This window comes from Streptomyces sp. NPDC058257, assembly GCF_042881845.1.
GTDB lineage: Bacteria > Actinomycetota > Actinomycetes > Streptomycetales > Streptomycetaceae > Streptomyces.
In genome coordinates this window covers 1-20,363 of sequence record NZ_JBHVXJ010000001.1, presented here as the reverse complement: position 1 = coordinate 20,363, position 20,363 = coordinate 1, and the positions used below count along the sequence as shown (strand labels likewise).

Annotated in this window: 21 protein-coding genes and 1 pseudogene; 7 read left to right on the top strand and 15 right to left on the bottom strand. The window is 68.1% G+C overall.

Annotated elements, in window-relative coordinates; genetic code table 11:
* Nucleotides 1-31: 31 nt before the first annotated feature.
* Nucleotides 32-1,021 (top strand): NAD-dependent epimerase/dehydratase family protein, encoded by a 990-nt coding sequence (locus tag ACFVXC_RS00110; protein ID WP_389900123.1) that lies wholly within the window; start codon nucleotides 32-34, stop codon nucleotides 1,019-1,021.
* A 699-nt stretch (nucleotides 1,022-1,720) separates the two neighbouring features.
* On the opposite strand, the gene ACFVXC_RS00105 is transcribed toward ACFVXC_RS00110, so the two are convergent.
* Nucleotides 1,721-2,479, bottom strand: coding sequence for an SDR family NAD(P)-dependent oxidoreductase (locus ACFVXC_RS00105; protein WP_389900121.1), 759 nt, complete (start codon nucleotides 2,477-2,479; stop codon nucleotides 1,721-1,723).
* Between the two features lie 149 nt (nucleotides 2,480-2,628).
* On the opposite strand from ACFVXC_RS00105, the gene ACFVXC_RS00100 reads away from it, so the two are divergent.
* Complete coding sequence (locus ACFVXC_RS00100) at nucleotides 2,629-3,276, top strand: TetR/AcrR family transcriptional regulator (RefSeq protein WP_389900120.1); 648 nt, start codon at nucleotides 2,629-2,631, stop codon at nucleotides 3,274-3,276.
* Between the two features lie 200 nt (nucleotides 3,277-3,476).
* Here the strand turns inward: ACFVXC_RS00100 and ACFVXC_RS00095 are convergent, their stop codons facing one another.
* The 7 genes from ACFVXC_RS00095 to ACFVXC_RS00065 form a co-directional block, all read right to left on the bottom strand.
* Nucleotides 3,477-3,692 (bottom strand): hypothetical protein, encoded by a 216-nt coding sequence (locus tag ACFVXC_RS00095; protein ID WP_389900118.1) that lies wholly within the window; start codon nucleotides 3,690-3,692, stop codon nucleotides 3,477-3,479.
* A 128-nt stretch (nucleotides 3,693-3,820) separates the two neighbouring features.
* Entirely contained in the window at nucleotides 3,821-4,081 is a 261-nt protein-coding gene (locus tag ACFVXC_RS00090; RefSeq protein WP_389900116.1) for a hypothetical protein, read from the bottom strand.
* Between the two features lie 129 nt (nucleotides 4,082-4,210).
* The gene (locus ACFVXC_RS00085; RefSeq protein ID WP_389900114.1) at nucleotides 4,211-4,501 is read right to left on the bottom strand and encodes a hypothetical protein; all 291 of its coding nucleotides are present in this window, start codon (nucleotides 4,499-4,501) and stop codon (nucleotides 4,211-4,213) included.
* A 10-nt stretch (nucleotides 4,502-4,511) separates the two neighbouring features.
* On the bottom strand, nucleotides 4,512-4,808 hold the full coding sequence (locus ACFVXC_RS00080) for a hypothetical protein (protein ID WP_389900112.1): 297 nt from the start codon (nucleotides 4,806-4,808) through the stop codon (nucleotides 4,512-4,514).
* 141 nt (nucleotides 4,809-4,949) lie between these two features.
* Nucleotides 4,950-5,609, bottom strand: a complete 660-nt coding sequence (locus ACFVXC_RS00075; RefSeq protein ID WP_389900110.1) for a hypothetical protein — start codon at nucleotides 5,607-5,609, stop codon at nucleotides 4,950-4,952.
* 48 nt (nucleotides 5,610-5,657) lie between these two features.
* The gene (locus tag ACFVXC_RS00070; RefSeq protein WP_389900108.1) at nucleotides 5,658-6,575 is read right to left on the bottom strand and encodes a hypothetical protein; all 918 of its coding nucleotides are present in this window, start codon (nucleotides 6,573-6,575) and stop codon (nucleotides 5,658-5,660) included.
* Complete coding sequence (locus ACFVXC_RS00065; RefSeq protein WP_389900106.1) at nucleotides 6,572-7,837, bottom strand: hypothetical protein; 1,266 nt, start codon at nucleotides 7,835-7,837, stop codon at nucleotides 6,572-6,574. Before ACFVXC_RS00065 ends, ACFVXC_RS00070 begins: the two co-directional genes overlap by 4 nt.
* 577 nt (nucleotides 7,838-8,414) lie before the next feature.
* Here ACFVXC_RS00065 and ACFVXC_RS00060 point away from each other — a divergent pair.
* Nucleotides 8,415-9,137, top strand: a complete 723-nt coding sequence (locus ACFVXC_RS00060) for an NUDIX domain-containing protein (protein WP_389900104.1) — start codon at nucleotides 8,415-8,417, stop codon at nucleotides 9,135-9,137.
* Nucleotides 9,138-9,945: 808 nt separating this feature from the next.
* Here the strand turns inward: ACFVXC_RS00060 and ACFVXC_RS00055 are convergent.
* The 6 genes from ACFVXC_RS00055 to ACFVXC_RS00030 form a co-directional block, all read right to left on the bottom strand.
* Nucleotides 9,946-10,830, bottom strand: coding sequence for a hypothetical protein (locus ACFVXC_RS00055; RefSeq protein ID WP_389900102.1), 885 nt, complete (start codon nucleotides 10,828-10,830; stop codon nucleotides 9,946-9,948).
* A gap of 33 nt (nucleotides 10,831-10,863) precedes the next feature.
* Entirely contained in the window at nucleotides 10,864-11,316 is a 453-nt protein-coding gene (locus tag ACFVXC_RS00050; protein WP_389900100.1) for a hypothetical protein, read from the bottom strand.
* A complete protein-coding gene (locus ACFVXC_RS00045) occupies nucleotides 11,313-12,959 on the bottom strand; it encodes a hypothetical protein (RefSeq protein WP_389900098.1) in 1,647 nt (548 codons plus the stop codon). Before ACFVXC_RS00045 ends, ACFVXC_RS00050 begins: the two co-directional genes overlap by 4 nt.
* A gap of 411 nt (nucleotides 12,960-13,370) precedes the next feature.
* Complete coding sequence (locus ACFVXC_RS00040; protein WP_389900097.1) at nucleotides 13,371-13,658, bottom strand: hypothetical protein; 288 nt, start codon at nucleotides 13,656-13,658, stop codon at nucleotides 13,371-13,373.
* A gap of 11 nt (nucleotides 13,659-13,669) precedes the next feature.
* The gene (gene pepE / locus ACFVXC_RS00035) at nucleotides 13,670-14,440 is read right to left on the bottom strand and encodes a dipeptidase PepE (RefSeq protein WP_389900095.1); all 771 of its coding nucleotides are present in this window, start codon (nucleotides 14,438-14,440) and stop codon (nucleotides 13,670-13,672) included.
* A 117-nt stretch (nucleotides 14,441-14,557) separates the two neighbouring features.
* Nucleotides 14,558-15,349: an IclR family transcriptional regulator gene (locus ACFVXC_RS00030; protein WP_389900093.1), complete on the bottom strand. Its 792-nt coding sequence runs from the start codon at nucleotides 15,347-15,349 to the stop codon at nucleotides 14,558-14,560.
* 142 nt (nucleotides 15,350-15,491) lie between these two features.
* Between ACFVXC_RS00030 and ACFVXC_RS00025 the strand changes: the two genes are divergently transcribed.
* The 3 genes from ACFVXC_RS00025 to ACFVXC_RS00015 are packed head-to-tail and all read left to right on the top strand — an operon-like array spanning nucleotide 15,492 to nucleotide 18,895.
* On the top strand, nucleotides 15,492-16,451 hold the full coding sequence (locus ACFVXC_RS00025; RefSeq protein ID WP_389900091.1) for a DUF1177 domain-containing protein: 960 nt from the start codon (nucleotides 15,492-15,494) through the stop codon (nucleotides 16,449-16,451).
* A 39-nt stretch (nucleotides 16,452-16,490) separates the two neighbouring features.
* Nucleotides 16,491-18,158: an OPT/YSL family transporter gene (locus ACFVXC_RS00020; RefSeq protein ID WP_389900089.1), complete on the top strand. Its 1,668-nt coding sequence runs from the start codon at nucleotides 16,491-16,493 to the stop codon at nucleotides 18,156-18,158.
* Between the two features lie 2 nt (nucleotides 18,159-18,160).
* Nucleotides 18,161-18,895, top strand: a complete 735-nt coding sequence (locus ACFVXC_RS00015) for an AroM family protein (protein WP_389900087.1) — start codon at nucleotides 18,161-18,163, stop codon at nucleotides 18,893-18,895.
* Nucleotides 18,896-19,510: 615 nt separating this feature from the next.
* Here the strand turns inward: ACFVXC_RS00015 and ACFVXC_RS00010 are convergent.
* Complete coding sequence (locus ACFVXC_RS00010; protein ID WP_389900086.1) at nucleotides 19,511-19,720, bottom strand: hypothetical protein; 210 nt, start codon at nucleotides 19,718-19,720, stop codon at nucleotides 19,511-19,513.
* Between the two features lie 571 nt (nucleotides 19,721-20,291).
* On the opposite strand from ACFVXC_RS00010, the pseudogene ACFVXC_RS00005 reads away from it, so the two are divergent.
* Nucleotides 20,292-20,363, top strand: a pseudogene (locus ACFVXC_RS00005) (50S ribosomal protein L10); the annotation flags it as partial.

The window sequence follows — 20,363 nt, the reverse complement described above, 5'->3', positions numbered from 1 at the left end:
ACATTGCCTTTGACGACAAGGAGAGTCCTTCATGCGTGTCTTCCTCACCGGTGGGAGTGGCTTTCTCGGTCAGCACCTGATCAGCCGGCTGCGTGCCGAGGGCCACAGCGTCGTCGCCCTGGCCCGCTCCACCGCGAGTATGCGCAAGGTGACCGAGGCCGGGGCGCAGCCGGTCCGCGGCGACCTCGCCGAGCTGGCCGGCCAGGGTGGCCCGGCGGTTCCCCCGGCTTGGCTCGATCACCTGCGCGACGTCGACGCGGTCGTGCACGCCGCGGCCCGCATGGAGTTCTGGGGCGACGATGCCGGCTTCCGTGCCGACAACCACGAGCCGACCGTCGCCCTGCACGCGGCCGCGGCCGCGGCGGGAGTCTCCCGATTCGTGCTCATCAGCGCCGCCGGCGTGTCGATCGGCACCCAACGCGCCGCCGTGGTCGACGAGAACACCGACGACGGCACCTCCGCCCTTGCCTACGGCCGGGTCAAACTGGCCACCGAGAACGCCTTGCGCGATGCCGCGTCGCCTGCCACGACCCTGGTGATCCTGCGACCGCCGTTCATCTGGGGCGCTGGCATGACCACCATGGCCGACGCGGTCGAGTCCGCTCGCAAGGGGGGTTGGATGTGGATCGACCAGGGCCGCCACACCATGGACTTCGTGCATGTCGGCAACCTCGCCGACGCCGCCGTCCTTGCCCTCACCCGCGGCCGCCACGGCACGCCCTACTACGTCACCGACGGCGCCCCCATGGCGATCCGTGACTTCTTCACCGCCCTCATGGCCACCCAGGGTGCCGACGTCGCCAACAGCCGCAGCGTCCCGCTGGCGATCGCCGCGCCGATGGCAGCCCTCGTGGACGGCGGCGCCCGCCTGCTCCGCCGACGTACCGCGCCCCCGCTCACCAACTGGCTGATCGCCAACATGGGCCGCGACCGCGCCTACGACATCAGCGCAGCCCGAGCCGACCTCGGCTACCGACCGCGTGTCGGCCTCGATGCGGGCCTCCTGGAGATGATGCCCTGATGGAGATGACGCCCTGAGCGGCCGGCACCGCCGGCGGAACACGGACCTCGGTCAGCCGGCCGCGCGGCCCGAATATGAGAGCCGCAGCGAGAACAGGTAGCACTTGGTCGACACCCGGCCAGGTTGATCCACACGTCGCCGAGGTCCGCCTCCGCCTCATCGCCCGGCCGGTGGTGCGTCTGCGGGATGAACGAGGCTGGCGGACCGCGGCCTTCTTCGACGCGGATCTCGCGGCACCGGTAGTAGACGTAGTCGCGCACCATCGCGCAGCGCAGGTCAGCTCTTCGGCGCCGTACTCGTCCAGCAGACGGTGGAAGACCCGAGTGACGGTGTGCTTCTGCTTGCGCGGCGCGCCCAAAACCACCCCGGCAGGACACCAACCACATCTGGGTTCAGCTTCTCGTGGGCCCTTCCGACCACACGACCGGACAACTGCCCGTGTCTCTCACTGGGTTGGTCTGCGTATGCCCTTCCCGTGATGCGCCCGCGGGACGAAACGGCGCGGCTGCACGCACGTGACGTCACCCGGACGCTGCCGACCCCTTGTCTGGGTGGACTCCGTGTCTTGGTGCACACGGCATCCAGAGGTTGAACGCGGTGGCGGGATGCTGTGCAGGTCGCAGGGGTAGCGGCTACGGATGACTGCTCCTGTGAGTCCCCTTGCCGGGGTGCGCGGGGCACACGGTGCTGGCGGGGGCCCTACAGCAGGGCGCCGCCGGACACTTCGAGTCGTTGGGCGGTGACCCATCGCAGGTCCTCGGAGGCGAGCGCGGCGATGGCGTCGCCGATCTCCTGCGGTTCGCCGACGCGGCCGAGCGCGGTCTGCGCGCTCAAGCCCTCGCGCATCTGGGCGTCGTCGCGCATGGCGCCGCCGTTGAAGTCGGTGGCGGTCGGCCCAGGCGCGATGGCGTTGACGCGGATCTTGCGCGCCCCCAGCTCCACGGCCAATGTCCGGCTGAGGACCTCGACCGCCGCCTTGGAAGCCGAGTAGACCGAGGTGCCGGCACTGGTGTGGCGGCTGAGGGAGGAGGAGACGTTGATGATCCGCCCGCCGTCGGCCAGCACGGGCGCAAGCGCCTGGATGAGGAAGAACGTGCCGCGCACGTTGGTGTCCATCATCGCGTCGTAGTCGTCGACCGTGACCGCTTCCAGCGGTCCGAACAGCCCGATCCCGGCATTGTTGACCAGGACGTCCAGCCGGGTCGCCTCCCAACGCTCCAGTTGCGCGGCGAGGTGGGAGACGAAGGCGGGAAAGGAGGCCACGTCGCTGATGTCCAGCCGCAGTGCGGCAGCCGTGGCGCCGGTTTCCTGAACGTTCTTGACCGTCTCCTCGGCCTCCTGCGCGTCGCCGCGGTAGGTGACGACGACGCGCAGCCCGTGCCGGGCCAGCGCCTGGGCCGTGGCCCGGCCCAGCCCGCGATTGCCGCCAGTCACCAATGCGATCTTGCCTGACTCCATGCGTGCTTCTCCTTCGGGAGCGGAACGACGCCAGCCGGGAGTGCTCCGCCGACAGGGATGCGAGTCGGTCGACTCGCATCCCTGTCCACGTAAACATCCGCACAGTGGCGAGTCAAGTGACTCGCCTCGTGATGGGTCATACTGGGCCCATGACCGCAGGACTCTCCGCGCACCATCAACGACTCGCTCAGCGCAAGCGCGAGGCGATCACCGCAGCGGCCACGAAGCTGTTCCTGGAGCGGGGCTATGACGGGACCTCGCTGGCGAAGATCGCGCAGGAAGCGGTCGTCTCGAAGTCCACGCTGTTCAAGCAGTTCCCCACCAAGGCGGCGCTCTTCGAGGCCATCGTCACCGAGTACTGGAAGGGCGGGCCGGACCCGGCGGCGCCCGCGACGCAGCCCGATGACCTGCGCGCCGGCCTGAGCGCGATCGGCCGCCAGTACGCCGACCTGATCGGCCGGCCCGCGATGGCGGCCCTCTTCCGCATCGTCATCGCCGAACTGCCGCGCTTCCCGGAACTGGGACGGGCTCAGTTCGAGTTGGGCAAGCTGCCCTACTTCATCTCCGTCCAGCACTACCTGGAGGCCCAGCACGCCGCGGGCACTGCGGTGGTACCTGACGCGGAGAGCGCCACCAACCAGTTTCTCGGCATGATCGCCAACTACGTCCTGTGGCCGCGGATGCTGCTCGCCGACTGGAGCCCCGTACCTGCCGACGTTGGCCACGCCGTCGACGAGGCGGTCACGACGATGCTCGCCCGCTACGGCCGCAGCGCCAACAAGCCGCAGCACTCATGAGGGCTCCGGTGCCGCTGCGGGTGCGGACGGCGCCCGCCCCCGGAGCCCCGAAACGCTGCGGGAGGCTGCCGGCCGTCGCCGCGGTGGTGCGTTGGCGCGGCACGGGCGGGGGTCAGGCGCCGTCAGCGGTTGCGGGCCCTGTCGGCATACCCTCAGCTCTTGAGTATTCCGCAAGTCTCCATAGCCGCACTTGCCAGTACTTAGGTGCACGATGCGCGCCCTTCGGAGGTGAGGATCTCCCAGGCGGTGGACGTGGTGACTTTGATGCCGAGGGTGGCGAGTTCACCGTGCACCCTGCGATAGCCCCACGAGGGATTCTCACGGACCAGACGCAGGACCAGTCTGCGGATCGAATGGACCGTGGGCGGTCGGCCCGGCTTCTTGGGTCGGCAGGGGCAGGAGTGGCGCCGCTTCATCACTGCATAGATGACGTTTTCGGCAGGCGCAGTGTCGATAGCGGATAAATCTGGGCGTTAGCCGGGTGCGGAGTAGACCAGCGCGGCAGTGGGCGCGGCGCGAAGCGGGACGCCCAACTCTCGGGCCCTCAGGCGCGTGCGGGCTCCCCGACGAAATGCAGGTAGCCGAAGGAGGCGATCGCGAACTCGGCCGCCGCGATGAGCTTCCGCATCGTGCTGTTCTTCTCTCGCTCCGGAAGTGCGTTCAACTCTGCTACAAACCGCTTGAGTTGAAGCTCGTTGAACATGGTGTCGCCGTGGCGGTTCACGGCGTGCAGAATACTTCCCTCCGGGGCCGCCTCGCACAGGGCCAGAAACGTCTCCTTGCGGTCTTCGTAGGTCTTGGCCATGCGCCCGTGTGTCTGGTCTTCCACATAAATAACGAGGGGCATTTGGTACATCATCCTCCAGAGTGCATTTCGGGGAATGCAGGGGAGGGGAGGGAGCCGCCTTCGGCTCCCTCCCCGAGTGGGGATCAACTAATCCCCGGAGATGAACAAGTAGCCGCGCAGGAGCACCGCCTTCTGCGCCATGTCAGCCACCTGCCGGATCACGGCTGACTTCTGCTCTTCGGGAATCTGGATCAACTCGCCTACGAACTGCTCCAGTTGCGGCACGTTGAACATTGTGTCACCCCAAGGATTGACCGTGGCCAGCCAGCTCCCTTCCGATGCCTCCCTGCAGACGGCGATGAAGCTCTCGTCGGGATCGTCACCGACGTACGCAATTCGCTCATGCGCTTCGTTCTCCAGATAGATGCTGACTGCCACTGGCTTTCCCCTACTCGACAGGCTTCGAGATCGGATACATGGTGCGTACGCTGCCGTACGTGCCCTGCACGAGCTTGAACCACGATGTGGGCTGGCTGCCGGTCACCTCGGACGTGACCCCGACCAGTGTGCCCGCATTGACATTGCGTTCATAAAACCCCTTGTCGTTCGGGCCGACGGGCTTGGACCCGTAGGATTTCTCGACCAGTTCGTCAAGGTCGGCTTCGGCGTCGAACACGCCCTTGTCGCGCTCAACCTTCGCGCCTCCCTTGACGTGTTTGCCGCGGTCGAGTGAGACGTGCGTCATGAGAGTACGTGTCCGTGGTGCGCCCAAGGGCCCCTGCGAGACACGCGCCCCCGGGCTGACGGGCTAGCGCCGGGGACACTGAATCTGGTGGTGGGAAAGCCCACCGTCCGAATGAAGCACCCGCCGAGAACCGTGCCAGAGCTACGGCGTCGAGAGCGCGGGCGAGCTGTTCTTCCAGGCCGCCTCGAACTGCTGCAGGGCGATGGAGTACAGGAGTCCGGACGCCCGGGCGTAGAGACACGGGGAGTTCCTGCCGTGAGCGGAGCTGTTGTAGAAGGTGAGGTAGGCGGCCCGGTCCGTTGCGATCACGCGGCAACTGTTAGGCAGGTTGAAGCTGCGAAGCTCGAAGTTGCGTTGTGCGCGGGTTGCATGGGCGAGGTAGTCCATGTTCGTCCGGACCTGGCTCCTGAGCAGGTCCGGAGTGAAGCCGGGATCGAACAGGCGTATGTCGTGCGAGCGCCGCTCGAGCCAGGAGTCGCCTCGGGTACGAGGGTCGGGCAGCAGAACCTGGACGGACTCCAGGGACAGCTCGCCCGACCACAGAGGAGAGAAGACCTCACGGGTGAGCACATTGCCACGCCCTGCCATGACCTTGATCCAGCGAGCCCGGCCAAGGTCGCGTGCGATGTCCCGCTCGGCGGACGATTGATGGCGGTACACACGGCCGAGTCCAGTGCCGGTGCACCAGGAGCAGGCGGCGACCAGCCACCACAGCGGGCGTGCACCGCGTAGGAGGCCGAGGAGGAGCAAGATTGCACTGGCTGCCAGCGAGCTGAGTATCCCGAACAGAAAAGCAGTCATGTGAGCCTCTCCCTGTGTTTGCGTGATCACGACTATTTGATTTCGTGGTCAGCAGAGATAAGGCAGGAGCTGCCGCAGGATGTGTGCGGCGTTCCGAGCCGCGAGTTCGTGATATCCGTGGCCCTTTTCGTCGTCGGCGTTGTCGGATACGCCCCGGATGACGATCCAGCCGGGGTTGATTCCGTCGTGGAGGGAGTTCTCCTGCCAGTGCTGGCTCAGTCCGCCGGCCTCCATGTCCACCGCCAGGACTTTCTCGTGGTAGTCCGTGAGGTAGCTGCGGATTTCGTTTTCGCGGTCGGCGATGACGGCTTCCCCGGACCCGATCACCCCCGGGTAGACCTCGAACTCCTCCGAGGCGTGTGTGGAGAGCTGACCGAGGATGCGTGCTGGGGTTCCGTGATCCGCAAAGAAGGCGTTCACCGCATGAACGACCGGTGCCGGTGACTGCCGGTGCTCCCCGCGGCGGCGGACGTCCCCACGCGGATTGATCTTGCGATTCTCGTAGTAGACGATGTCGGTGGAGACGATGACGTTGCCGATGCGGGCGTGCTTGTCATGGATACCGCCGGCTACTCCTACCAGGGCCCACAGCCGAGGCGCGTGGTGGCGGCGTAGATTTTCCAGGGCAGCCATCGCCGATCGTTGTCCCTGGCTCTGGCTTTGGGTAGCCACGATGCCAATGGTGCCCTCTGGGGTGGTGTGTTCACCTCGGTAGAAGTACAACCCGCCAGGTTCCTTGTGGCGCACCAGCTTTAACTCATCAACCACGGAGCGCAGTTCCTCGCTGAGGATCGTTACCACTCCGACGTCCCACACAGTGGTCCGTTCGTCGGCCGTTCCGGCGCCGGTGGGGCGGTCGGCGTGGGGGGAGCGGCCAGTCACGGAGACATGAGCGTGTTCCCCGACGGCGTTGTTGCCGAAGTTGTTGTTGTCGCCGTTGCTGACGATGCCTCGATTGGTGATCACTGACTTCCTCCACCGGTGAGGTTGTTGGGACCTGCGGACTGGTTTGCGGAGACGCCGACCTGAGCTGAGCTGCCCACGGCGTTGTTGTTGAAGTTGTTGTTGTCGCCGAAGTTGAAGATGCCGCTGTTGATGATTTTGAGTGCGCGGTCATTGAATTCGGATATGTCAACATCGTTGGCGTGTAGGAAGTCGCCGGCGGCGTGAAGTAACCGTTGTTCGATTGTCTTCATCCGGCCCAGGATGTCGCTCTTTTCCAGCTGAATCTTGGACCATTCCTGGGCCGACCTCTCCCGTATGCTTACCCGGCTGCCGATCAGGACGTTGCGGATTGGTGTGGAAGTGAGGTCACGGGGGAACACGGCTGCCTTGACCAAGACGTAGAGGTAGAGGACGAGCCGCCATGAGCGCTGGATCTCTGAAGGCAATGTGGTCAGTTCGCGGAATGCCCCCCAGGCGACGGCGGTGAATCCGTGATGGCCGAACTCAGCCGTACGCTGAAACGATCTCGGCGTATGGGCGAGGACGCACGCTGCCGTGGAGATACTCAAGGTGCGTCCCTGCAGGCTGACGTGCAACAGGACGGTCGCGACGAATTCCGATCCCTCCGCAGGCGTCGTCACCTCAAGGAAGTGGTGCTGCTTGGATCCGGGAGTGTTGATGATGACGCGCAGGTCGGCCTCATTAAACTCTTGCGGAAGAAGTGAACGGTCCACCGCCACATCCGTTTCGGCTACGTAGATGCGGTCGCGGACCTGTGCGGGAAGCCGCACGTCCGCGCTGTCGGTATCCAGCAACTGAACCGCTTCGCGCAGGTACTCGACCAGTTCGTGTGCTTGGAAGGGTGGTACGGGGTGCTCGCGTTCATGGAGCGGTGCATCGTCGTCGCCGCCGGGGCGCAGCAGTTGGATGCTCATCGGCGGGTTCCACTGGTAGACGAGTTCGCCGGCCCCGACGAACGGTGACTCGTCTCCGAAGAGCGTGAACACAGTGATGTCGTCTTCGTCTTCGTCCTCATCCTCACTGTGACGGGGGCGGCGGTATACGGCGCAAAGGTGTTGCTGCTGGACGTCAGCAGCTCGTTGGCGCCCGGACAAGCGTGAGGGCCGAAGAGTCGGCGCGCGCAGAATGTGGTTGAGCATCAGCTGACGTGTGGCTCCGATACCGAGGCACACCAGCGTGATTCCTGTGGCAACGTGGAGGGCCGTGGTGGCGTGGTCCGGATGGGTAAGTGCGATGGCCAGGCCCGCCAGTATCAGGGACAAAGCGGTCGATCCGATACGTCTGAGTGCACGCGCCCTCTCCGAGTACCTTCGGGGGAATAGCAGCCTGAAGAGGCGCCGACGGCCGCCTCGTACCGGCCCCAGGCCTCGGCGTTTGGACTTGCGCCGAGGCCTCGGCTCCCGGTCAACGTCCCGGAGCAGCGCGGCGAGACGGAGCAGCCACAGGAGAGCGAGGCCGCAGGCGACGAGGACCGCGGTAGGCAGGGCGCCCGCGACAGCAGGGGCGATCACTGCCCCGGCCACAGTCACGCGTAGGAGTGCGCTCAGCGCGGCGGCCCGCCACGCGTGGTGCATGACGGGAACGATGTCGAACCCGTAGGACGGGGCGACCCTTCGGTGCGGCGCTGTGCACACCTCGTTGATCACGAGGTCTCGAAATCGTTCGTCTACGTACACGCCAGTGCATAAGTGGCGGGTGGCGGCAGTGGGTTCATCGGTCGCTGCCTTGGCCGGTGGCGCATGGGAACTGAACATGCTCTGCCCCTGCCTCGTAGGCTTAAGGTCTATGGGACCATAAGCGCCGAAGGTGTTTAAGTCAATGCGACCTTTAGGGGATCTGGTGGATGACTGGCTGAAGGACTCCACTGAGGTGGAGGCGTCCTGGGTGACCGTGGACCTGGCGATCTTCACCGTCCGGGGCGATCAGCTGATGGTGCTCCTGATCGAGCGTGGTCTGGAGCCCTTCCTGGGCTGGGCCGCGCTGCCCGGCGGCTATGTACAGAAGGACGAAACCCTGCGCGAGGGGGCCCTGCGGGAACTCCGGGAGGAGGCCGGGATCGACGGAAATCGGCTACACCTGGAGCAGCTCGGCGCCTACGGAGATCCTCGACGCGACCCAAGGGGGAGGGTGGTCACTATCGCCTATCTCGCGTTGGGGCCAGATCTTCCCGCTCCCGTGGGCGGTACCGATGCCAGGCGAGCCTACTGGGCTCCCGTGTCACAATTAGCTGAAGGGAAGCAGGAGTTGGCGTTCGACCATTCGGCCATCCTCGCGGAGGCACTGGAGGAGGTCCGCGGGAAGTTCGAGTACACCGCTGTCGCGACCGCCTTCTGCGGGGAGTCGTTCGCTCTGAGTGAGCTGCGCCAGGTCTACGAAGTGATCTGGGGGCAGTACTTGGACCCGAGTAACTTCCGCCGCAAAGTACTCAACACCGCAGGGTTTGTGCAGCCCACGGGGGAACAGCGGCTGCCCTCCACCGGTCGCCCGGCCGCCCTCTACCGTCGGGGGAATGCATGGCTGCTCAATCCGCCGCTGATGCGCGGCCCCGGGGGTACTACGTAGCCCGCCTCGGGTGTCAACCGACACGCGAGACGTGTCCCGGCCGTGATCGATTCGGTGAACGTCCGAGCGTTTCTAGCAGTATCGTGTAGGACAGTGTTCGGTAGTGGCCCCGGCTTCGTGGCCCCGGCTTCGTGGCCCCGGCTTCGTGACCCCGAGCTGGGTTACCGGCAAAGGCGATCAGGGCCGCGCCCTGGGTGTTCCGCTTGCTCGACCGGGTACACCAGTTGGCAGGACACCAACCACATTTGGGTTCAGCTTCTCGTGGGCCCTTCCGACCACACGACCGGACAACTGCCCGCCCATTTCCCTGGGTTGGTCTGTGCATACCCTTCCCGCGACCCGCCCGCGGGACGAAGCGGCGCGGCTGCACGCACGTGACGTTACCCGGACGCACAGGGTTTCCGTGTTTCCGCTCAGGCCTTGCACGTCACCGGGACGACATCCGGCACCGCGGGATTCAGCGCGCCGTCGTGGGGCCCGTGGTGAACTCCCTAGTCGCGCGGTGGGGTTAGGAGTGTGAGAGAGCCGGTCGACGGGGGCGGATCTGGGGGTGGGCGCCAGCGGCGCCGTGCCTCCGCGTGTGGCGTCGTACGGGCGCCAATGGGGCTTCAGAGCTCTGGACCTGAATCGTGCGCTTGGCTGAGGGGCAAGGGGGCGCAGGTTCAAATCCTGTCGTCCCGACGGGAGCGTCGCAGGTAGGGGCCATCTTCGGGCGGCCCCTACTTCGTGTTGGAGTGAATGTGGGAGCGGGGAGCCGCTCCGTCCACAAGCAAGGATGGGCCACCACTGGGGGAGGCGTGAGGGTTGCTCATGAGGATGGGCAGTAGGCCGTGGGGCAGAAGGAGTTCACGGCGTTACGCAGTATCTCGGACTGCGTGGTCCGTGCTCCGGCGGGCGCTGAGACGAGTACGGCGTACATGGCGTCGTCGTCCGCTGTGGCGCGGTGGTCCATGATGCGCCGATGGCCCGCCGTGTTGCTGGTGTAGGTGTATTCGAGGTAGGCGTCGGAGTCGGTGTCCGGTCCCTGGAGCTCAAGGCTGACAAGGTCGAAGGCCGACTGTTGCGAGGCGAGCCGTTTGGCCTCGGCGGCAGAGTCGTACGGGGTTGGTTCTGGGCCGTTGAGCTGGAAGACCTGGAGGAAGTACGTCCCGTCGGGTGAGGAGTATGTGACGCTGGCGTCGCCGGTGGTGCGCTGCCAGCCGTTGCGTACGTCGACGGTGAATCCGGCCTCGTCGTCGAACCGGGTGTAGCCGGGGGTGGGCGGGTCGCCATCGGAGACGGATGGGCTGTCGGTGGCGGTGGGTTCGGCGGTGGGTTCGATGGTGGGTTCGTCGGTCGGCTCGTTTGTTGTCTTGTCGGTCGGGCTGTTGGCTGCCGTCGGACTGGCTGGGCCTGACAGTGCGCCGGGGCCGTTGTCGCTCGAGCGGTCCACTAGGAACCAGGTGCCGCCGCCCAGGACCGCGCACACGAGGACGGCGATCAGGCTGAGGACCAGGCGGCGTTGGGGGTTGGTGACCACTGCATCGGGCCCGGCCGGGCGCGGAGAGTCGGGGCCCGGTGCGGTCGCGTCCCACGGCGGTGTGGGCTGCGGCCCGTACGGCGACGGCCCTTGTGGTGGCGGCTCGTACTCCGGCTGCCCGTGCTGTCGTCCTTCCGGAACCCAGCGCTGATTGTCAGCGTCCCAGTGGCTCATGGCGCACCCCGATGTGCTCGTTCTGCGTGTTGTTCAGCCGCTCAGCAGCTGGGCTATCGCCTGGACCACAGCCACCGCCGAGGCCAGGCCACCGGCCGCGCTCGTGCCTGCCTCCAGATGGGCGCGCAGCCGCTCAAGGCGGCCTTGGTCCGGCCGTCCGGTGGTGGCTATCTCCTCCTCGACCTGGGCGAGTTGGCCGTCCAGGCCGAGGGCCGGGTCCACGCTGTCCGGGCCCGGAGCGCCGGGGGCGAGCAGCGGCAGCTGATCGCGCAGGGTGCGGACGGCCGTCAGCAGGGCCGCGGTGTCCCGGCCCAGCGGCGCACCATCGTGTGTGGTGTGCACCGCCTGGGCGCCTGGACCGGAGGCGACTGCGCCGCCGTGCATCGTGGTGATGGTGATGTTGCCCGAGGCGGGGCCCGCGACGCGGCGTGGTGGTTCATCGGTGCCGCCCGGGTCAGGGCCGTGGGGTGGTGCGGTGCCGGTCATGCGGAACCTCCTGGTGTCCCCTGGGGTGTGTTGCCGTGAGCTGGGCCCGGCCGCGAGGAGTGATGGGCGCTGGCACGGTCGCCGGTGGCCACGGCCCCGCCGCTCATGGCTCCGACGAAGACGCCGCCACTGCTGACGTTGACGATCTGCTGCTCGAACTCGCCCGTCTCGTAGCCCTGGGTGCGCAACGCTTCCCGTACGCCACTGATGATCCGGTCCTGGACGGTCTTCACGTAGCGGCTGATGTCCATCTCCTGCATCAGAGAGACCTGCTCGGCGCTGCCCTGTTCGCGGACCGACGTCTCCGGGCCGTCAGGAATCGCGCGCCGGGGGTCGGCCAGCCAGACGCGGAAGAGCGCGATGAGCGTGCGGATGGCGGAGGCCCCCGCCGCCACGGACGCGGCGGGCGCGGCGAGCAGGGCGCGGACCGCTTCGCGTCCTACGTCCGGGCGATCGCGGGCGGCGACGACGTCCACGATCCTGAACGTGTCACTCAGCGGCATCAGGATGTGCGGGATGACCTCGAGGACCAGCATCTCGCCCTGGGTATGCACCCGGACCAGAATGGAGACGACCACCTGCTCGTCCCAGGCGCCGATCCGGATCCGCAGGAAGTGCCGCCGGGCCTCGCCGCCTTCGTCGACGGCCTCGGCCAGATGCCGCTGGACGGAGAGGGCGTCATAGGAGACCCGTCCGCGGGCCGGACCGACCGGCAGATAGACGAACTCGTCGATCTCCAGATCGCGCAGACGGTCGCGGCCGGTGGCAGCGGCGGAGGCGCACAGCCGCTCAAGGCGGGGCACGATCAGATCGACGACGGTTCGGGCCAGCAGGCGGTCGGCCGCGGGTCGGCTGCCGTCCGGAGCGACGCGGCGGCGCAGTTCGAGGGCGAAGGACCAGGGCTCGTAGGGGCGTCCAGCGCCGACGAACGGGCGGTAGGGGTCGTAGAAGGTGAGCGGGGCGTACTGCTCACGGTCGATGGCGGCGGTGATCCGCCGTAGCCGCAGCGTGCTTTGCGGCAGCGCGCGGGGCACCCTCGAAAAGGCGTCGGACGACAACTCGTGCCGCATGATGTCCTCGACCCGCGAGCGGTGCAGCCACACCGGCAGGACCAGCAGCAGCGGGAAGAGCAGGGCGAGCAGCACCGCGGGGTCGGAGAGTGCGAGGAAGAGCGCCGCAACCCAGTAGGCGAGGAGGAACAGGCGGGGGCCGATCGGTGCCAGCACGGTGAGCCGGCCGCTGCTGGCGCGGCGCAGGGTCGCTCGATCCAATGTGTAGACGGACAGGCTGCGCGCGCCGAGGGTCAACCGGGCGCTCCACGCCAGCAGAACGATCACCGCGTACACCACGAACCACGGCACCAGCAGCGACGGGACATCGGCGTTCAGCTCGACCACGATGAACAGCACCCATATCAACAGGACCTGCACCGAGGCCTGTGCCTCCAGACGGCGGGCGCGCAGAGCGTGAGCCAGCACAGGAGTGACATCGATCCCGAGAGAGGGCGCGACGGATCGCTCCTCGTGCTCGATGAGTTCCTCGATGACCTTGCGGCGGAACATGCCGTGGACATAGGCCCCGGCACAGAGCAGACGCGTCGCCTCGCTGCGTGAGTAGTCGTGGGAATGTCCCTGCCCCGGCATGCCCATGCACCCCCGATGGTCAAACTCCCCGACAAATCCGGGGAGTTGGTGGGTATGCGGTTACTGGACAGAATACGGTGACATAGGAGAAGGAGCGCCCCCGCGGCAAATACCAATGGCTAACCCGGCGCTTGTTCGGGGGACGGCGTCCACCCTCCATGCCAACGACCCGCGACCACGGTCAGCGATCCGCCGGACAGGCCCTGGCGCTGGATCATGGCAGCGACCCACCCACCCGCCCGACGCTGCGACGGTGGTCTGCGCCGACGAGCTGGGGCCGGTGAATCCGCGGACCTTCCCGCCCGCACCGGGCTGGTCACCCGACGGGCGCCGGATCAAAGCGGAACTCGTGTGCCGGTCGAAAACTCATCGCTGCTGGTCAAGCGGGAATCCCCGCGCAGCGTATGAGGCTTAGGCGACTTGCTGATATTCGTTGATGAGGCCACCGAGCACTCGTCGTCGTCGGTTGTGCTGGGGATCAAGGTTGGTTGCCGAAGCCAGTTGCAGCGGGTGGGCCGGGGGCAGTTGCATCGGGTGGGCCGGGGGCAGTTGCCGCCGAGACTGGTGCGGTCGATGTTCGGTGTAGTGCTCCGCGTACTCGCGCAACAGGGCCAGGGGGTTGGCGCAGCGCCAGTATCTCGATCTCCTGCCGGTCTCGATCATCGGAAGCAGCCGCATGCGGGCGAACACGCTCGACATGGCGGGGCAGGTCAGTCTCGAACGCGCTCGTGAGCCGCATGGACGACGTTTTCGGCAGGCGCGGTGTCGAATCGGGCGGGCAGGGTCAGCAGGGCGCTGAGGTCCGCGCCAGGGGCGTATTCCTGCGGGCCCTCGTCCCGCCGGAACAGGCGGGCGCCGGCGGCGGTGCCGCCGAGGTCGAGGCTGTCTCCCCGGCGCCGCAGCCAGGTGCCCTCGCGCAGCCCCAGTACCGGCACGTCGTTCTCCTCAAGGAACTGCCCAAGACGCTCTGCGCGCGTCTCGCCCATGTGGCTGCTCGCAGGGTCGGGGTCGAGGTAGTGCGGGTTGATCTGGAAGGGGATCAGCCCGAAGGAGGTGAAGTCCGGCGGCTGCACGATGGGCATGTCGTTGGTGGTGCGCAGCGTCGGGCAGGCCATGTTCGTGCCGGCCGAGGAGCCCATGTACGGCATCCCCTCGGCGGTGCGCGCACGCACCGCCGCGATCAGGCCGAGCGCGTGCAGCGCCGCGAGCAGCCGGAAGCTGTTGCCGCCGCCGACGAAGACGGCCTGCGCGTCGGTCACGGTCCCGACCGGGTCGCCGTCCCTGTGCGCTCCACGCACGGAGATGCCCAGCGGCTTCAGGGCTTGAGCCACCTTGTCGGTGTAGGAGTCGTGATCGGCGAGCGCGTACGGCACGAAGACGAGTTCGCGCACCCCCGTCAGATGGTCTGCGATCACCTCTGTCGCGTGTTCGAGGTAACCGTGGCCGGGGGCTGCGGAGTTGGACAGCAGGAGCAGCTTCATGTGGAGGTGCCTTTCGGGAAGGGACACGACGGGAAGGGACACGACGGGAAGGGACGCGACGGGAAGGGACGCGACGGGAAGGGACGCGACGGGAAGGGACGCGACGGGGCCTGGGGGTCAGGGGGCCCGGTGGGCCGCCTGCGGGCGGGATCGACGCGGGGAGAGCAGCTCGCCCAACTGGTCCGCGGCAGCCTGCAGCGGGCCGATGAGGTGTTCGTCCGGCCCGGTGATCAGGTCGTGCGGTCCGACCAGCGAGAGCGTGCCGACGGGTTGCGACCGGACGAGCAGCGGCACCGCGAGACCCGAGGTGGCCGGATCGTACTCCCCCTTCGAATGGGAGTGTCCGTCCTGGCCCGCGCGGACCATCAGCTCCTCCAGCGCCTCAGGGTCCGTCACGGTCAACGGGGAGAAGCGCGGCATCGGCCTGCCGTACAGCAGCCGGGCCCGGGTGCCGGGGGTGAGCATGCCGAAGTACGCCCGGGAGGTGGCGCCGGCATGCGCCGGGTACAGCTCGCCGGTCAGCCGGTACGCGCGCAGCGGCCCGCTGCCGCCGTCGGCCGACTCCACGCAGCGCAGGTGCACCCCGTCCGGGACGGCGAAGAGCGCCGTCGCGCCCGTCCTCATCGCCAGCGCGCGCACAGCGGGCCGTACCAGGGCGGACATGCCGCCGTGCCGTTCCCAGGCGGTCGACATGTGCCACACCGCGGGCCCAAGACGGTAGCGGCGGGTGACCGGGTCGGAGACCAGGAAACCGCGATGCGCCAGCGCGGCGAGCAGCCGCTGTGCGACCGACTTGTCCCAGCCGAACTCGGCCGCCAGATCCGTCACCCCCCACTCCTCGCGCTCCTGCGAGAAGGCCAGAAGCACGCTGAGGACACGGTCGGCGGTCTGCAAAGGGGGTGCGGTCATGGCGGCAGCGTACCGGATGGCGGACATGGTTCTCTGAAATAGAGAAAAGGTTGTCTCATTCGGGATTGACGTCGCAGTCTGCTAAAAGCCAGGTCACAGTGGCCCTGGCGGCAAGATCACGTCACGCACCAAGGGAGCCGCTGTGCTCAAGCACGTACTCGACGTCCTCGACCTCCTTGACCGCCCGCAGGCGAGCGGTGAGCTGCTCGCCGGCCATCTGCGGTCCGTCCTGGACGCGGCCGGGTCACCGGCCGAAGGCCCCGAGCCGGAGATCGCCGTCACCCGGATCGAGGGCGAGCGGGGCGGCACCGACTTCGTGAAGGTCACCGTCCCCGGCACCCGCGGCAAGGCCGCCGGTGGAGAGGCGCCCACGCTCGGCATCCTCGGCCGACTGGGCGGCGTAGGCGCCCGGCCGGAGCGCATCGGCCTGGTGTCCGACGCGGACGGCGCGGTCGCCGCGCTGGCCGCCGCGGCGAAGCTGCTCGACATGTACGGGCGGGGCGACCGCCTGGAGGGCGACGTCATCCTCTCCACGCACATCTGCCCCGACGCGCCGACCCGGCCGCACGACCCGGTGCCGTTCATGGACTCGCCGATCTCGGTCCTCGACTGCAACCGCGCGGAGATCTCCCCGACGATGGACGCGGTGGTCTCCATCGACACCACCAAGGGCAACCGGCTCCTCAACCACCGAGGCGTCGCGCTCTCCCCGACCGTCAAGCAGGGCTGGATCCTGCGCCCGAGCGACGACCTGCTTGGCCTGCTCGAGACCGTTACCGGCGAGCTCGCGCACGTCCTGCCGATCACCACGCAGGACATCACCCCGTACGGCAACGGCGTGCACCACCTCAACTCGATCATGCAGCCGTGCGTGGCGACGGACGCGCCGGTGGTCGGCCTCGCGCTGGTCACCGAGACCGCGGTGGCGGGCTGCGCGACGGGCGCCAGCCACGAGACGGACATCGCCCTGGCTGCCCGGTTCTCGCTGGAGGCGGCGAAGGACTTCGGACGCGGCGTCGCACGCTTCCACGACCAGGAGGAGTTCGAGCGGCTGGTCGAGCTCTACGGGCCGATGAGCCGCCTGCAGGCGTCCGCCGCCTGACCACGGCCCACCCCTCCCCTTCGCCCCGCTGGAGTCCCCGTGACCACTTCGCAGAGCGCGCCCCCCACGGGTGCGCCGCCCACGCACCCGCGCGCCTTCGAACCGGTGACCCTGGTCGTCAGCGCCGTCCTCGCCGTCCTCGGTTCCGTCATCGGCCTGGTGCTGATCACGACCCTGGGCATCGCCCCCAACACCTCCGTGATCGGCGCGCTGCTCGCGATGCTGATCGGCCGGATCTCCATCGCCGGCCTGCGCAAGATGCGTGACCAGCACCGGCAGAACCTCGTACAGTCGGCCGTGTCCGGCTCGACGTTCGCCGCCGCCAACTCGCTGATCACCCCCATCGCGGTGCCGTTCCTCATCGGCCGCCCCGATCTGGTGTGGACGATGCTGCTCGGTGCGGTGATCGGTCTGGCCGTGGACAGCTGGGTGCTCTTCCGGGTCTACGACTCGCGGCTCTTCCCGGCCACGTCCGCCTGGCCTGCCGGTATCGCCGCCGCGGAGACGATCAAGGCGGGTGACGAGGGCGGGAAGAAAGCCGCGGTGCTCGGCGTCGGCGCGGTCGTCGGCTTCGTAGGGGCGATGTTCAAGCTGCCCACGTCGGCCGCAGGAGTGGCCTTCCTCGGCAACATCTGGGCGCTGCTGATGTTCGGCGTCGGCCTGCTCGCCGCCCAGTACGTGCCGACCGCCTTCCACTACGACCTCGGCGCCAACTACGTCCCGCACGGCGTGATGATCGGCGCGGGTCTGGTGGCACTGGTGCAGGCCGCGCTGATGATGCGGGACCGCACGGCGAAGAAGCAGGCCGCGACCGAGCGGCAGGACGGGCGGTTCGACGCGGACTTCCGCACCGTCGACGCCCGCCGGCTGCGCCGCGGGCTGATCGAGGGCATGGCGCTGTTCGTCGTCGGCGCGATCGTCGTCGCCGTCGGCGGCGGGGTCGCGGCGGACATGGGCGGGTTCGGCCTCGTCGGCTGGGTACTGCTGGCCGGGGTGGCCGCGCTGGTGCACCAGCTGATCGTGGGGCTCGCGGCGATGCACTCCGGGTGGTTCCCCGCCTTCGCCGTGACGCTGATCTTCCTGATACTCGGCCTGGTACTGAGCATCCCGATGATCCCGCTCGCCCTGCTTGTCGGGTACTGCGCGTGCACCGGACCGGCCTTCGCCGACGTCGGCTTCGACTTCAAGGCGGGCTGGCTGCTGCGCAAGGACGCCGTGCCGTGGAAGCCGTACGAGATGGCGGGCCGCCGCCAGCAGTACCTCTCGCAGCTGGTGGGCTTCGCCGTGGCGATCGTCGTCGTCGCCATCGCGTGGAAGCCGTTCTTCTCCGACGGCCGGGTCCCGCCGGTCGCTCAGGTGTACGTCGACACCATCAAGGCCGGCCTCACCGACACACACGCCATCACGATGATGCTGCTGTGGGCGGTCCCCGGTGTGCTGATCCAACTCCTAGGCGGCTCCAAGCGGCAGATGGGTGTGCTGCTCGCCACCGGTCTGCTGGTGGCCACCCCGCAAGCGGGCTGGCTGGTCCTTGCCGCGCTCGCCGTCCGCTTCGGCTACACGCGCTGGATCCGCTCCCGGGCCGCTACGAAAAAGGACGCGGATGCCGCGGCCGAGACCGCCGACAACGACCTCGCCCTGGTCGGCGCCGGACTGATCGCGGGCAGTTCCGTCCACGATGTCGGCCAGATCTACAAGGCGGTGTGACCGTGTCCACCGCATCGGACGCCCGGGGTGTGCTGGGCCTGGTCACCATCGGCCAGGCCCCGCGCACCGACCTGACCCCCGACATCCTCCCGCTCACGGCCGGGCTCCGGCTGGCCGAGCACGGCGCCCTCGACCACGACCGGTTCGACGGCCCCGACGCCGACGCGGTACGCGCCGCTGTGGGCCCCGTCCCCGGCGAGGCGCCGCTGATCTCCCGGCTGCGCGACGGCGGCTGCGCCGTCCTTGGCCACGACGCGCTCGCCCCCCGGATGGCCGACGCCGTCGCCCGCTGCGAGGCCGATGGCGCCGACGCCACGCTGCTGCTGTGCACCGGCCACTTCCCGCCGGTTCCGGCCGGGGGACCGCTGCTGTACGCCGAGCCGCTCGTCCAGCACGGTGTACGTGCCCTGGTCGGTGCGGACCCGGTCGGCGTCGTCTGCCCGCTGCCCGCCCAGCGCGAGGACGTCGCGGCGCGCTGGGCCCGGCTCCTGCCCGGCCAGGTCACCGCGGCCCCGGCAGACCCGTACGTCGCGGGCGCGCCGGAGCACTGCGCCGCGGCGGCACGGGAGCTGGCCGCGGGCGGGGCGCGGTGGGTGGTCCTTGACTGCATCGGCTACACCGAGGAGATGCGCCGCGCGGCCGCGGACGCCGCGCGCTTGCCGGTACTGCTGGCCCGCTCCCTGGCCGTGCGGCTGGCGGCGGAGGCCGCGCAGTCGGCGGCGCAGGCGCGCGGTTGACGTCAGCGGGGCAGGCGGATCATCCCGCCTGCCCCGACGGTGAGCACCTGCCCAACACCCAGCGGGACCTCTCGCTGGACAGATGGAGGGCCGCGTACACGATGTCCCAGGGCGTGCCCTCCGTGCCCAGGACGTTCGCCTGGCTGGAGTGGCCGCGGCACTACGACCGTGTCGAGACCGCAGTCCACTTCGGTGCTCTGGTGACCCGGCACGAGCGTGACTTCACAGCTCGCTGCATGGCCGAGCGGGACACCCAGAACTCCAGCGAGTACGGACGCGTCGTCGTACCCGGGGACGTAACCGTATGCGGCACCCGGATCCTCGTCTGCGTGAGCAAGTTCGGCTCGTCGGCTCTGGTCTGCGCCGACACCCCGGACACCTTCTTCGGAACGGAGGAAGCCCGCCGAGGGCGAGCTGGACGGCGCGGACCTTGCCAAGGTCAACCCGGTGCTGGTCGAGCTTGGCCATGTCGTGGTTGCCGGGGGACTGCTGGAGAGCGACTACGACGGGCGAGCCGACTGCCCTCGCACCTTCAGTGGTCCAGCTGGTGGCATCGCTTCTTCGGCATCTTCTGATGTTCACGCCGACAGGGATCACTCTGCACGAGGGCTGGGGCTAGAAATTGAAGAAGTCCAGGATCTGCGACAGGAATCCACCCTCGCCGGGCGGCTCGGGCACGTCGGAGGAGCCCGAGGGGTCCAGGCCTGCCGACTCTGACGTGTCATCAGAACTCTGGCCCTGGTTGTCCGTCGATACGGATTGTGCGGCAGCCGCCTGTCGGCCTGCCTCCTGCGCTTCCCACCGCTTCTTCTGCTTCGCCAGCATGCGCAGGGGAGTGCTGACCTCTTCTCCGAAGAGCCTCCGTGTGGCTTCAGCCGTTAACCCGTTCACCAAGCTCGTGAAATGCATTGTTCCCCCTCGGATGTCGAGGAACAGCCTGTGCTGCCGGGTTCGGGTCGTCGAGAGTGCTTCGTTGCTGGCGGGTGCTCGTCGCATAGGAGCCTCGATCGGGTGATCGTGACTAGCGCCGAACCTGGAATCAGGGCTTCACGGGCGTCCCGCTGAACCCCCTAACACCCTTGCCCAGTAGGTGAGTTGAAGCATTCAGATGCCGTCGAATCTCCTCATAGGAGGGATTTGCCCATCACGACCGCTCTGCCTACTGTCGTTGCGAAGCCAAAGACCGCTGGTTGTCGTCGTGTGCTCGTCACAGAGCCCGATGGCCGAAGGATCCGCTAGCTGCGGGCATCCTGCGCAGGTCAGAGTGGAGCTACGGCACGACGGCAGAACATGCCGTTCGACCGAGCTGCGCCCCGTGTACCTGTGCTGGGGCGTTTCGTTTCGCTCAGCCCCTTCCGTGAGCGGTCTTCATTACCCGGAAGGAGGCTGACGCTCTATGCCGACGCCCGACAAGGCTGCCGCGGTAGCCGAGCTCACGGACAAGTTCCGCAGCTCGAACGCCGCCGTG